Origin of the sequence: Bacillus sp. FSL L8-0099, from assembly GCF_038006385.1 — a bacterium.
In the GTDB taxonomy this organism is placed as follows: domain Bacteria; phylum Bacillota; class Bacilli; order Bacillales; family Bacillaceae_G; genus Bacillus_A; species Bacillus_A toyonensis.
The window spans coordinates 97,983-112,822 of sequence record NZ_JBBOVC010000003.1 but is presented as its reverse complement, the minus strand read 5'-3'; the positions used below and the strand labels follow the sequence as shown (position 1 = coordinate 112,822).

Genomic DNA, 14,840 nt, shown 5'->3' with positions numbered 1-14,840 from the left:
ATATAGGGAGCTCAAATTATGAAAGAGAAAATAAAAATTGGAGTAGTAGGCCCTTTTTCAGGTCCTAGGTCTGTATACGGACAAATGTTAATTGAGGGTGTAAATCGTGCGAAGTTAAATTATGCTGATAACATCGAATGGGTTTATCAAGATGATAAAGGAGATCCAAATACCATCAAAGATATTTCTAAAAAAATGATTGAATCAGGGGTTGTTGCTGTAATTGGACACTTTAATAGTGCATGTGCTTTAAAAGCAATACCGTTTTATTCCAAGGCGAAAATTCCATTCTTAGTTCCTGCATCAACTAATTTAGAAGTTACGCTTAATAGCGAGGAATTAGTATTTAGATTTTGTTCTAATGATTTGGTACAAGCTGAAACTGTTATTAATTTTTTGAAAACTAAAGATATTCAAACGATTACGGCAGTTTCTGATGAAACATTTTACGGGAAAAGCCTAGCAGATTTACTGTATCAAAGTGCAAATTCTTTATTTAAAGAAGTTACTAGAATTGAAGATTTTAATAGTGAAAATAATAAGCATAGCGATGCAATATTCTTTGCTGGGACACACTTTAACTCCGCAACTTATCTAAGGGAACTAAGGATGAGAGGGTATAAAGGGATTTTTATAGCTTCAGATGATTCTTATGTAGATGAATTTATAGAATTAGCCCAAGATTATTCTAACGATGCTTTTACCATAAAAGCAAAAGAGGATTATGTAGAAACATCATTTCTTGCAGCTTCGTATCTATTAGAATGTATTGAATCTAATGTAGAAAACTTAATTAGTGAATTAGCAACAGGCAATTCTACAATTAAATTTTCAAGCAATGGAGATCGTTTAGGAGCTTCATGGATAATTGCACAAGTTATTGATAAATCTTTTGTTGAGGTGAATTATCATAAAACATTCAGCTGATGTAGTTATTATTGGCGGCGGTATTATTGGTGCAGCTGTACAGTATTATTTAACCAAGCAAAATATTACAAATACAATTTTATTAGAGAAAAATTCCTTTAGTAGTGGATCAACAGGCCAATCCGGAGGTTTTATAAGGGTCTATCATAATGATCCTTATCTAACTGAAATAGCAAAAGAAGGAATAAATGATTTTTTTAGTATTAGTGAAGAGGTTAAATTTAAGCAGACTGGAATGTTATATGTTGAAAATGAAACACAACATATAAAAATGGAAAAGCAAATTGGAGAACTTGAAAAATCTGGGCATAAAATTAGTATCCTTTCACCTGAAGTATTAAAGAAAGAATTTAAATTTATAAATTTTCCTAAAAACAGCTGTGTGGCTTACGAGGAACAAGCAGGGTATATTAGCCCATCGTTAGCCACGAATACATGGATTGAAACATCTAGAACTAAAGGTGCATTAGCTTGTGAAGGAATCGAAGTGAAAGAAATTCTAATGGATAATAACTGTGTTGTAGGTGTTAAAACCTCCTATGGGACTATACATTGTAAACATGTTGTTATTGCAGCTGGAGCCTGGAGTGGAAATATATTAGATACTATAGGCATTAAAATTCCAGTAAGAAGTAAAATTATTCAAATTCATTTCTTTGATGGAATAGGACAAACAGACCATCCAATTTTTATAGATGATAGTACTGGATTATATGGCAGACCTGATAAGCTAGGTACTTCTCTAGTAGGATATCCAGTAGATAAGTATGATATTGATCCGGACAAAAAAATGTCAATTGACCCAAATGACTTTGAAGAAATGCTTCAAAATTCAAAAAATAGATTGCCATATCTAAATAAAAAATTATTTATAGGTGGAAGAAGAAGCTTTGATGCATATACATCAGATAATCGAGGAATTATAGAACAATTTCCACAAGCACAAGGCTTAATCGTTGCAACTGGCTGGAGTGGTGGTGGAGTAAAATTGGCTCCTGGTATTGGTAAGAGAATAGCGAAAATGATTACTGGAGTATAAGGGGAGAAAAGACTATGAACAATCTCGAGAATATTGAAATTTTTGAAGCGACCTATGATGATAGAGAGACTGTTATCAATTTAATTAGAATGTATATGGAATTCTATGAAAAACCTGTGCATGAAAAAAGTTCTATAGATACATTAGTAAATACGATAATAAAAAATAAAGATTTGGGATTATTCTACGTTTGTACGGTTAATAAAGAGCCAGTAGGATTTGCTACTTTATATACCACTTTCAGTACGTTAAGTATGGGAAGAGCAATGATTTTAAATGATTTATTTGTTATCCCTGATTATAGAAAATTGGGTGTTGGGGATATGTTATTTAATACTTGTAAAAAGTACGTCCAAGACAATAATTATGCATATATGGAATGGGTTACCGCAAAAGATAATATAGTTGCCCAAAATTTCTATAAAAAACAAAAAGCAAATAAGAGTGATTGGATTGTTTACAGTATTTAAATAGCAATCTAATAGTATTTAGGGCGGATATAACAGAATATTTTCAATGTGCAATTTTGTTATGTATTTTCCAAATCCCTTTCTTTAAACAAGTTAAAACAAATTTAAGGTCAAACAACCGATATAAGAAAGAAGGAATGTATAATGCCAATTCAATTTATATTTATAGTACTATTGGCGCTGACTCTTTGTGGGGAAGGTATGTTAACAGTAACTCTAACCTGGACAATTTTGGATAAAGGGGGATCAGTTACTCATTTAGGAATTATATTAACATTAATGAGTTTGTTACCATTCTTTATGCAAAAATATTCGAAAAGTCTTAAGATGTGGTTAACAAAAAGTCCATTGTTAATTTTCTCTGGTGTCCGTTGCATCGGTATTATTCTGATTATAATAAGTCTTTTAAATAGTAAGCATATTAATGTTTTTACTTTATACATTTTTGCAGGTGTTTTTTCTATTATTTTATTTTTATCTACGCAAAGCTTGGAAACTTATATGTCTCAAATGGTATTATCAGGAGAAATTCCAGCAGGAAAGGCTTCAAATATGTTACAAACTGCAATACAAATTGGAGCATTTGGTGGGAACGCAATAGCAGGATTTATGATGAATGTAGGTGGATTTAATAATGTACTTTATGGTTTAGCATTCTCTTTAGGTATTGGGGTATTTTTACCTCTTCTAATGCCGCTATTAAAAAGTAAAGATGTTCAGCAAAATAAAAAAACTGTATCAAATCATATTGAAAAAATAAATCCAATAGATAATTCAAAAATATTATGGATTACAATTACTGGTATTGCTGTTTTAACAATACAACTTGCATCATTTAATTTTTTAGTACCAATTTTATTTCACGATGTATATCGTTGGGATCCTATGCAGTATGGATTTGTTAGTGCTGCAGCAGGTTTAGGGGCTTTATTAGCTACACTTGTTGGGAAATTTGAAAAATTTATTCCAAGGTCAATTTTTCTATTAATTGCTGTTTTTGATATTACTTTAGGATTAGTACATTCCTGGTATTTAGCAATTGCCGTTTCATTTATGCTTGGTTTTGTTTTTAATCGTTCACGTATCAATCAAAGAACTGTCATGTTTGACTTTATTAAAACAAAAGAAGAAACGGTTATTTGGTCTAGTCGATCTACACTAGCATTCCAGTTTACCAAAGCTGCTTTACCTTTATCATTAGCATTACCTATTCAATGGATTGGGATTATGAATGCAGGTCATCTGTTTGGAGTGATAGGTACGGTTGTTGCTGCTACTATGATGATAATTTATCTTAACGAACTAAATCATAGAAAAAAAATTGAAGTTTTACAACAAGAAGTTGCTCCAAAATCATTTTAATAGCAGCGTATTAAATGAAAAGAATAGCTAATGAAGTAAATTTTATAACGTCGAAACAACGTATAAATAACTATGTAGAAATGAGTACTGTATTATACAGTACTCATTTCTTTTAGTTTGCCTTTAATTATAATTAAAATAGTCAATATCATTTCCTAATTCCAATTCAAATAAGCAATTAAATTTCAACTACTCTATTAATAGATTTCTCAAATGAAACAATATCAACATTAATTCCTTATATAGATATGAGAGTATTAGATCCATTTTACTATGCATTTTGTGTAGTAATGTATTTATATTATGTTTTAGAGTTGTGACTCAAACTTAATTTATATCGTCAAAAAACTACACCCAAATTGTTAGGAGTGTAGTTTTTAGTTATGGTGTTTATTATTAGGAAAAGTCGCCTATAACCTTAATTTTCTGTCAAATCATAATTAGTATTTGTTTTGAATATTATAAGATTAGATACTATTTGAGCCACAGAAATATAATTATCAACAAATTTTTCTAATTCTCTCAAATCAGCTATTATGATTTTAGCAATAAAGTCAGTCTTTCCTGTAACTCTATAACAAAATTCAATATTTGTTTCAAGCTGTATACAATCCATAAATTCCTGGAATTGTCCTTCTTTTACTTTTATTTCTAATATTGCTTGTAAAGAATTTGTAGTTGCTTCTTTATTGCTATTTTCCGTTCCAATCATGTTAGTGGATTTAGTTTGAATAACTGTATTTTTCATTTGATAAAAAATCCTTTCAAATTAGTTTCAAATAGAAAAAATATAACCTTTTTCCATTACAGGTGAAATGGTAAGTCGAAGTAGGGTTTAGTATTATAAAGGTATTCAGATATAGATATAAAATATTATATGGTAGAAAATTTTAAAAGGAGGAATTTATATTATGAAAAAAGCATCGGATGATCAAAAGTTATTGAATATCTATTTTCAACAAATTGTAAAAGCAATTATACTCATGAAATAGTATAACATTCTATCATTCATTAAGAAGTATATTATTGAAAAAATTTAATAGATCTTGGTAATTATAATAGTTTTCCAAACGCTAAAGAGCAATTTTATAAAACTGAAAATATTGAGAAATAAGAAAAGTTAGTCACTTGATATTGGATTTATTACGCGAAATGTTATAATACATATATAAGCATTATTTAAAAAAGCAACTCGAACCCCAATCCGAGTTGCTTTTTTATTATCTGTTTAATTTTAAAATAACAACTAATTGAGTTGTTATTTTATAATATGTGATTGTTTGAAAATTGAATTTTTATATGCAATATTGCATATAAAAGCCTTTGTTTAACATGTTATAATTTTGTTAGTAAATTATTCATCCATTAATTTACTGCTATTCATATCAACAGATATGAAAACCCTAAATTTATAAATGAAAAGAGAAGAACTATGGTGGGTTCTTCTCTTTTTATTTATAATTATTTATTACTTTTAAAAAAGTCTATAGAACTTCAGTCATTGTGAACTACCCCCCACTTAACGTCCTAACGGACTGCTTGAAGTGGGGGCTTCTCGGTTAGTCGTTACTTTTGATAGCTAACGAATTCGTCCTAAGACAGTCGAGCTAACTCCCTTGTTCCAAAGGTTGATTACTATTTATGCTAACGCTAATAGGCGCATTGCTTCATTTTTGATATTGATAGCTGCGTTATAATCTCTATCAAAATTTATACCGCATATACAAGAATAGACTCGGTCAGACAATGTCATATTTTTTGCATTTCCACAACTGCTACATGTTTTTGTGGAAGGAAACCATTTGTCTATTTTCACAAGTTGTTTTCCTTGTTCATTTAGTTTATAAGCTAAGAATGAAGTGAACATACCCCACCCATTATCAGCGACACTTTTTCCAAAATGAAGTGCTTGCGACATTCCTTTCATGTTTAGGTCTTCAATACCTACAACATCAAAATTAGCAGCTAACTTTTTAGACTCATGATGAAGGAAATTCTTACGTTGGTTAGCTACTTTCTCATGTAACTTAGCTACACGAATACGTTGTTTATTCCAACGATCAGAATCTTTATTGCGTCTTGATAATACTCGTTGTGCCTTTGCTAATCGGTCTAACATTTCACGATAGAACTTAGGATAATTGGCTTTCTCATCTTCAGAACTAACGTATAATCCACCCATCGCAAAGTCTAACCCAACAACTGTTTTTACTTCTTTTTGTACAATCTCTTTTTCGTATTCAGTCAAGATGGACACATAATATTTACCAGTAGGTGTCATAGAAATCGTACATGACTTGATTATATAATCTTGTGGTATTTCTCTATGTTGTTTTATGCCAAACCGAAATTCATCTCCCATCTATCGTTGGGCTACGCCCTTCACACGCTTGAGGAAGGAGAATTTTTTCGGAGAATACGTTAAAAAATATTATCTTATTAGTGAGAAAATTAAGAAGGACCTGATGTATTAAATCAGGTCCCTCAATTAAAGCACTAGAAAACAAACTGTCACCATTATAATAGCAATAAAGGGAATTTAATTCAATATGTTAAATGTTGAGAAATAAACGATAATAATTCCATTGTATCGTAAATAAAAGAGTACTTACTTCTCGTAAGTATTGCCACAATAGGTAAAGTGATCATACCAGCAATATTTAGACGCCTGTGAATCAGCATCACTATTTAAATTTTTACCAGAGAGTAATTTAGTTCATTAGTAGAAAAAGGAAGGGGCCTATTTGGCTCCTTCCTTTTTCTCATACATAACGCTTGTTGACAACTTATGAAATAATAGCATTCATCGCTATTAAAGTATAACACTAAAAGCAATTAATTAGATATGCAATTATGCATAAATTGTACTATTTCATGAATGGAAACAAAACTATTTATCTCTTTCGGGTTGGGAAATAAATAGATGCAGGTATACTTAGGGTAAAAACACCTGATCATTGATTGCTAATTAAACCTTATTTCTACGTATCTGAAACAAATTATTTTACTGGATTGCATGTTAAAGAGGGTAAGGGCTTTATGAAATGTAGATTGTTCCTTAGTTTCTTGCTTGTGATGTTACTAGGAGGATGCATAGGAAAAGAAGTTAGGTTATATACGATTCCAAAAGGGGTATTAGTCAGTGCGCCCAAAGACACGCTCCGTTTAAGGTTTCCTATCCTACTAAATTATCATTCTAAGTAGATTCCTTCTCTTTCAAACAATTCATTCCATTGATTGAACTACTCACCACTTAACGTCCTAACGGACTGTTTGAAGTGGGAGATTCCTGTGAACACCGATTATCCACCAGTTATCTTAGCAGGCTCTACCCGTAGTCCCTACGGTGAGAACATAAGTATCTTGTACGTTGACTCACCACACTCCCTACTTTAGCTTGGTTTTCGCAACTTCGGCAAGTGTGGGCGATAGAACGTTGAAGATTTTACGGTTGCAACGTTTTTCTGCAACCAACCTCATATCTTCAGTTTTCAAAGAGCAATCTGTACAAGTAAATGATAGCAAACATGTTGGCCTATGCCAACCGAAATTCATCTCCCACCTAAAATTGGTGTTTCACACCTTCACATTTTTGAGGAAGGAGTCTTCTGTCGGAAAACGATAAAGTTAATTCCGCCATACGTATCGCGTGGCATGGTAAAGGGGAGCGCATATATCGGTGCAATCATTGAAAAAGTCAGGAAAAAATAATTGTGTTCTTAGTGAGATGTAACAATGATTTTTTTAAAAGTTATTGCATATACTTTATTAATTGATACTCCTACCCCTAAAGGGTCAGCTGACTAACGTCAGTGGGTAAAGGCGAAGTCCATTTCTGGTATCGCTGACATGCAAGATTGCGGTGTGCTATCACCTAACTAAGAAAAATCTGATATGTATCAAAGTGTGTACCTATCTTCAAAAATTATAATTGTAATCAACAAATAAGAATGAATTGTGAGAAAACTTAGAAAAAAAGGAGTGAAGAAATCTTGATACATCAATATGAATTGAATTTTTCAGTGATGTATAGTGGTAAAGTATCAAGCTCACAATCTACGGTGATTCCAGCAAGTTCTTTAGAGGAAGCAAATGAAAAATTACTATCAGAAGTAAAGCGGCGATTAGGGGATTGTAGTATAGAAATTAATTCAAAAAGTTTATATGTTTTAGAAGATAGTCGATATACCATTGAATAAGATAATGAAAAAGTTCCCTAGAAAGGGAGCTTTTTTTATAGCAATCTCACAAAATAGAAGTATATATTACTAGATTTTTTTATGCTTATAATATCTATTTGAGTATTTCACCGGAGTGGCCCACATAACAAGAATTATTTCCGTTCCTAATAGATAAAAATTTGTTTCCTTCATCTTTTGTAGCTGTACGAACAAAGTAATATCTATTCAAGGATTACCTTAAAATAACATTTTCATATGTAATTTTAAAAATATATATAGATTTATTTATGAGTTATTTGTATAGTTTAATTGTCTGTTATTTTTTTTAATTCATTTTTTTGAGTGCTCCAGAAATGGAGCCTTTTTTATGCAATAATCCACTTTCCTTAGGTTATTAAGTAGATCCATATGTGCTTTACTTTCTCTAATTTAGGAATCCGTCATATGTTCATCAACTTCATATTTTGAGATATTCCCAAAATCAAAAAAGAAAACTTTATAATTCTACAGTTATTTATGAGGATTCAACTCATCTTTTGTATTTTAGGGAGGAGTGTATTTTTTAGCTTGATGGCAATGCGATAGATTAACTTTTATGAGTAATTTAGAAGTGTTTTGTGAGAAGTATAAGTTGACTAACATAACCATCTTATACTCCTTGCTACAAAAGAAATGACAATATTAAATTTCTCTTATTTTTTATTATGGATTGAACTACTCACCACTTAACGTCCTAATGGACTGTTTGAAGTGGGAGATTCCTGCGAACACCGATTATCCACCGGTTATCTTAGCAGGCTCTACCCGTAGTCTCTACGGTGAGAACATAAGTATCTTGTACGTTGACTCACCACACTCCCTACTTTAGCTTGGTTTTCGCAACTTCGGCAAGTGTGGGCGATAGAACGTTGAAGATTTTACGGTTGCAACGTTTTTCTGCAACCAACCTCATATTTTCAGTTTTCAAAGAGCAATCTGTACAAGTAAATGATAGCAAACATGTTGGCTTATGCCAACCGACATTCATCTCCCACCTAAAATTGGTGTTTCACACCTTCACATTTTTGAGGAAGGAGTCTTCTGTCGGAAAACGATAAATTTTGCAGCTAATCAAAACTTAGAAGAAACGATAGAAAAACTCCAAAAAATAATGAGTAAATTTAAAGTATAATAACAGCTTACTTATTGTATATTTACCAAAGATCGCATAGAAGAATTAGAGGAGTCAATGAAGAGATGAAAAAAAGGAAAAAGTTATTGGATTTATGGAAAACAATCACATTATTAGTGTGTACAGTTGTAATGTTTTCTTTACTTGTGACAGATATATTAATTAGTCATAATGTAGAACGGGCAACGGAGGATAGCCAAGCAGAGAAAGCAAAAACGATTGCACGTATTGTGGCGAATGATTCAGTTGTAATCGATGGTTTAACAGGCAAAGCAGATACTTCCGCAATCCAAACGTATACAAATAGGCTATTAAAAAATACAGATGTTCAATTTATTGTTGTTATGGACATGGGAGGAATAAGAAAGTCTCACCCAGATCCAAAGAAAATAGGTCATCATTTTATTGGAGGAGATGAGGGACCTGCATTGAAGGGACAGGAGCATGTTTCACTTGCAGAAGGAACTTTAGGGGTTTCTATGCGAGTATTCGTACCTATTTTTGCTGAAACAGGTGAGCAACTTGGTGCGGTCGCTGTTGGCATTTCAGCTGATAATGTGAAAGAGAGTGTGAAAAAAAGTAGACATATTATTTATATCGGTGTTGGAGTAGGAATATTAGTTGGTATTATAGGGGCGATATTGCTAGCTAGACATATAAAGAAAAGTTTATTTGGTCTTGAGCCACATAGGATAGCGAAAATTCTTGAAGAAAGAAATGCGATGTTGCTTTCGGTGAAGGAGGGTATTATTGCTGTAGATAAAGATGCCCATGTAACTTTAATAAATAATGAAGCAAAACGAATATTAAAGAAAGGTGGACTTACAGGAGATATTATCGGTAAAAATCTTGAAGTGTATACGCCGAATTCACGTATAAAAGAAGTATTGCAAACAGGAGATGTACAATTAAACGAGGAACAAACTGTTTATGGAATTACAATTGTTACGAATCGGGTTCCTTTATATGTAAAAGGAGAAATAGTTGGTGCAATTGCAACATTTCGTGATAAAACAGAGATTAGACAATTAGCGGAAGAACTAACGGGCATTAAGCTATATGCGGAAGCATTACGGGCACAATCTCATGAATTTATGAATAAAATGCATGTCGTTTTAGGGCTAACACATATGAAACAGTATGAAGAATTGCAGAAATATGTAAGTCGTATGGTATCAGAGCATCAATATGAAATTGGTGGGGTTATGAAAAGAATTAAAAGTCCAGTATTTGCTGGTTTTTTACTGGGTAAACTTAGCTATGCTAGGGAGAAAAATATAAAGCTAATTATAAGTGAAGAATCGGACTTACCAGATATATATGATGATTGTATCATCCATGAACTTATTACGATTGTTGGAAATTTAATCAATAATGCATTTGACGCAGTAATGAATTGTGAGAAAAAACAAGTTGAAGTTGGAATACAACATGAAGATGCCTTAATGATAACAGTACAAGATACAGGCAGTGGAATACCAGAAGATATGCTGGATAAATTGTTTGCGAAAGGCTATTCCACAAAGGGAGATAATCGCGGTTATGGCTTATATCTTGTAAAAGAAAGTACACAGCGAATAAATGGGGAGATTTATATCCATTCATCGTTAGGAGAGGGAACAAAGATAACAATTGAAATACCTAATAGTAGGGATGAGGGGCAGATATGATTAAGGTTTTAATTGTAGAAGATGATCCGATGGTAGCAATGTTAAATACACATTATTTAGAACAAGTAGGAGGGTTTGAACTTGTCCAAGCAGTTAACTCAGTAAAATCGGCGATAGAAGTATTAGAGAAATCGCAAGTAGATTTAGTCTTACTTGATATTTTTATGCCTGAAGAGACTGGATTTGAGCTTTTAATGTATATTCGGAATCAAGAGAAAGAAATTGATATTATAATGATTTCAGCTGTACATGATATGGGGAGTATTAAAAAAGCATTACATTATGGCGTAGTAGATTATTTAATTAAACCATTTACATTTGAAAGATTTAAAGAGGCATTAACTATATATCGAGAAAAACTTACTTTCATGACAGAACAACAAAAAATTAGTCAATCGGAATTAGATTCTTTAATTTTACAAAAGGAAAAAAGAGAGCCTATTGTCACTAAAGAGCTTCCAAAAGGGTTAACGAAACAAACGTTACAATTAATTTGGGAGAAAATTGAGTCACTGAATGGACGGACGTTTACAACAGATGAAATGGCGCAATTAGTAGGGGTTTCAAGAGTTTCTATTCGAAAGTATGTCATGTTTTTGACTGAAATCGGAATATTAGAGAATAAAATGGTATATCAGCATGTGGGAAGACCTGTGAGTAAATTGAGATGTATTGACCAAAATAAAATTAGTTTTTACGTATAAGCGACTTATGATAAGTCGCTTATATTTTTAAAATTTTTTGTTGAGAGATGTGAGACTACTCATTTAGTAAGGTAAAAAAATGTCGAAAAAAAGATATAATTGTCAAATTATGTTGCAGTAAGACTTGTTCGATGTTAAATTCTTATTAATAAGAAAAAAGGAAATAGGTTCGTTTCATTCTCATACCCTATCTTTTGTAATTATTTAGTATAAACAAGGTTGAAAATTTCTTTTTTCTAGTATGTTTTATATTTATTAAACAATAGAAAGATTTCCGAGTTTATATTTCTGAAATTTCAGAAATATAAACTCGCCAGGAGATTGAAATTAATTACATTCGTTCAACAAAAGGATTTTAACAGGAAAAATTGAAAAAGAAAGGATTATTTATATGAAGAAAAGGAATCATTATATATTTCAAAAACCGATGAAAGTACTTGCGACATCTGCTATTTTGACAACTACATTATTTACACCTATTATAACAAACAATTTAAATGTACACGCTGAAACAGTTAATCAACCAACTACAAATCAATATGAACTAAGGGAGTTTGACCTACCAGCTACAGGAAGCTATCAGGATGAAGCAACAAGAGAGAGAAGAAGTGAACAAAAAACCTATATACCAACTGGGATTTATATACAACCGAATGAAGAAGTTACAGTTGAAGTATCAGGAACGAATAAGATTAGAGCAATTATTGGAACACATGGCTATGATAAAGAATGGGGAAAAGAAATTAAACTTTCTCCTGGTACGAATAAGATTTCATCTCCAAATGGTGGGTTATTAGGACTTGATAATAATCAAACTACAGGAACAGTTAAGGTGAAAGTTACACAAGGCGGGAGCCATGTCCCGCTCTTTGAATTAGGAAAGCATACGAAAGCAGACTGGATTGCGATGATGGACAAGTATCCAAATGCACATGCTGTTCAATTAAAATCAAAGAAAGCAGTGCTTACGGTTACTCAAGATAGTGCTAAGAAGCATATAGTGAATCAAGATCCTATCCCGTTATTAGAAACATATGATGAAATGATTCGAGCGCAAGATAAAATATCTGGATTATCTGAAACAGATCCTAATCCTTTACATCGTTCGACTCAACGTATTTGGGCCTTTATAGAAAATCCTAACAAACCAACATGGGGCATGTATGCAAGTCTAGATGGAGCTGCATTTACTACTGCTGGTAACGCAATTGAAAGTGCTTTAAATGTAAATAAATTTGGATGGGGACAAATGCACGAAGCGGGACATGCAAGACAACAACACCCATGGACGTGGAATGATTTAAGAGGAATGGGTGAAGTAACTGTTAATCTATATTCTTTAGCTGCACAAAAGCGATTATTCCCGAATCAACCGACGCGTTTAGAAAAATCCGGTGATTACGATAAAGCCTTTGTATACTTAAAACAAACAGATAAAGACTATAAAAATATTAATGACTTGTTTGTGAAACTTGTTATGCTTTGGCAACTTCATCTCGCATATGGTGAGGATTTTTATCCGAATCTTCACAAACTATATCGAGAGTTACCAAAGGATCAACTTCCAAAAACGGATGAAGAGAAAATTCAAGCATTTATTTACAATACATCCAAAGTAGCGAAACAAAATGTACTCCCGTTTTTTGATCAATGGGGACTGAAAGCATCGCAAGAAACGCGACAAAAAATAGAAGCTTTGAACTATCCGATATTAACCGCACCTATTTGGGAAGCCACAGATTCTAAACCTGTAATTGTAGAAGAAATTCCAGATATGGAACCGAATTTTACAGTACCTGTTGGAGCGACAGTTAATATAGGTAATTCATTCGACCCAATGTCAGGAGTGTCTGCTACTGATAAGGAAGACGGAGACCTTACTAATAAAATAACAGTTGACGGTAAAGTAGATACCTCTAAAGCAGGCACTTACGAGTTAATTTACACAGTTAAAGACTCTAAAAATCATAAAGTAAACGCGAAACAAACGGTTACGGTTAAAGAAAAAGAAGAAATAAAAGATGAGGCGCCATTACTAAAAGTGCCCTCAGAAACTAAAATTTCGGAAGGGGATAAATTCGAACCAATGAGAGATGTAAGTGCTACTGATAAAGAAGATGGTGACCTTACATCAGAAATAAAATATGAAGGTGAAGTAGATACAAATACACCTGGCACTTGCACGATTAAATACACAGTTAGAGATTCTGCAGGTCATTTGGCAACTCAAATACAAACTGTAACAGTTAAAGAAAAAGAAAAACCTATTGAGATTCAAGAGCCTGAGTTAACTGTACCTACTGAAGGGAATATGAATGTAGAAGACAAATTCGCACCAATGACTGGGGTTAAAGCAATTGAGAAAGAAGATGGCAATATTACTGATAAAGTAAGACATTTTGGTGAAATAGATATATTTAAAACTGGTACTTCCGAGGTGAAATTCCTTGGTCGTGACTCCGGTAGTAATGAGGTAATTACAATACAAAAAGTGGTAGTGAAAGATAAAGAAAATGGTATTAATAATATCTCTAACAACAGTAATTCTGATGAAAAAGAAGATACGTATAAAGAGCTTCCAAAAGCAGGTACAAGTACAAATAACAGTGCAGCAATAGGCATATTGATGGTTCTTGTAGGTATGATAATTACTTTTGGTTGCAAATTTAAAAAGGTACTAAAATAGTTGTACCTCAGTGTATTTAATAAAAGTAAGACTGAATCAGGAGCTCAAATTGAAACAATGGAGAGATTGACACTCCCACGTTTAAAGAAGGACTAAAGTCCTGTGTGGGCTTTCTCGTATCGTAAATTCTGTAATTTTTTTGTTACCTTCAAATGAATCAGCTATATGTTAAAATATTTATATTCCTCCTAATCAATTCATGTGATTAGGTGTGCCCTAAGGAGCCCCTATCTCCTAAGGGCACTTTTCATAATCTATTATTCTTTCTTATTTCCCTACTCTATAAAGTAAATTGAACTCCTATAATAAAACTTTATATGCTTGCATACCCACAAATCATCATCCTTAACATCACATCAGATGCCTTGAAATCTCTCTTCAGGACATTAGGTACTTTTCCCGTGATACGAGAAGTATTAAGCCATTATTACCACTGTTTATAGATATGTATTTTTTACACAATTAAAATTGATTAGCTATCTGCTTTTCAGTATTTATTCTTATAAAGTATAAAGTGTCAAATATACATTAGTTCTTCGCCAAGATTCCCTAAAAAAATATATCCATAGGAAAGCGTGTAGAACCTTGCTATAACGATAATAAGAAAATACAGCCAATATGTTAGCTATA

At 32.3% G+C, this 14,840-nt stretch carries 9 protein-coding genes and 1 pseudogene; 8 read left to right on the top strand and 2 right to left on the bottom strand.

Annotated elements, in window-relative coordinates; genetic code table 11:
* The first annotated feature begins 18 nt into the window (after positions 1-18).
* The 4 genes from MHH42_RS29825 (at position 19) to MHH42_RS29810 (ending at position 3,798) form a co-directional block, all read left to right on the top strand.
* On the top strand, positions 19-927 hold the full coding sequence (locus tag MHH42_RS29825; protein WP_097954545.1) for a branched-chain amino acid ABC transporter substrate-binding protein: 909 nt from the start codon (positions 19-21) through the stop codon (positions 925-927).
* The gene (locus MHH42_RS29820) at positions 905-1,966 is read left to right on the top strand and encodes an NAD(P)/FAD-dependent oxidoreductase (RefSeq protein WP_340895411.1); all 1,062 of its coding nucleotides are present in this window, start codon (positions 905-907) and stop codon (positions 1,964-1,966) included. The genes MHH42_RS29825 and MHH42_RS29820 overlap by 23 nt, the downstream gene beginning before the upstream one ends.
* 14 nt (positions 1,967-1,980) lie before the next feature.
* On the top strand, positions 1,981-2,436 hold the full coding sequence (locus MHH42_RS29815; RefSeq protein WP_340895203.1) for a GNAT family N-acetyltransferase: 456 nt from the start codon (positions 1,981-1,983) through the stop codon (positions 2,434-2,436).
* 144 nt (positions 2,437-2,580) lie between these two features.
* On the top strand, positions 2,581-3,798 hold the full coding sequence (locus tag MHH42_RS29810; RefSeq protein ID WP_340895201.1) for an MFS transporter: 1,218 nt from the start codon (positions 2,581-2,583) through the stop codon (positions 3,796-3,798).
* 418 nt (positions 3,799-4,216) lie between these two features.
* On the opposite strand, the gene MHH42_RS29805 is transcribed toward MHH42_RS29810, so the two are convergent.
* Together MHH42_RS29805 and MHH42_RS29800 are read right to left on the bottom strand one after the other, a co-directional pair.
* Positions 4,217-4,546, bottom strand: coding sequence for an Lrp/AsnC family transcriptional regulator (locus MHH42_RS29805; protein WP_098180411.1), 330 nt, complete (start codon positions 4,544-4,546; stop codon positions 4,217-4,219).
* A gap of 891 nt (positions 4,547-5,437) precedes the next feature.
* A pseudogene (locus MHH42_RS29800) lies at positions 5,438-6,136 on the bottom strand (RNA-guided endonuclease InsQ/TnpB family protein); the annotation flags it as partial.
* A 1,654-nt stretch (positions 6,137-7,790) separates the two neighbouring features.
* Between MHH42_RS29800 and MHH42_RS29795 the strand changes: the two are divergent.
* The 4 genes from MHH42_RS29795 (at position 7,791) to MHH42_RS29780 (ending at position 14,210) form a co-directional block, all read left to right on the top strand.
* On the top strand, positions 7,791-7,997 hold the full coding sequence (locus MHH42_RS29795; protein ID WP_070174178.1) for a hypothetical protein: 207 nt from the start codon (positions 7,791-7,793) through the stop codon (positions 7,995-7,997).
* A gap of 1,218 nt (positions 7,998-9,215) precedes the next feature.
* A complete protein-coding gene (locus tag MHH42_RS29790) occupies positions 9,216-10,820 on the top strand; it encodes a sensor histidine kinase (RefSeq protein WP_340895196.1) in 1,605 nt (534 codons plus the stop codon).
* Positions 10,817-11,524, top strand: coding sequence for a response regulator (locus MHH42_RS29785; RefSeq protein WP_097926865.1), 708 nt, complete (start codon positions 10,817-10,819; stop codon positions 11,522-11,524). The genes MHH42_RS29790 and MHH42_RS29785 overlap by 4 nt, the downstream gene beginning before the upstream one ends.
* A gap of 391 nt (positions 11,525-11,915) precedes the next feature.
* The gene (locus tag MHH42_RS29780) at positions 11,916-14,210 is read left to right on the top strand and encodes a M60 family metallopeptidase (RefSeq protein ID WP_070189753.1); all 2,295 of its coding nucleotides are present in this window, start codon (positions 11,916-11,918) and stop codon (positions 14,208-14,210) included.
* Positions 14,211-14,840: the final 630 nt, after the last annotated feature.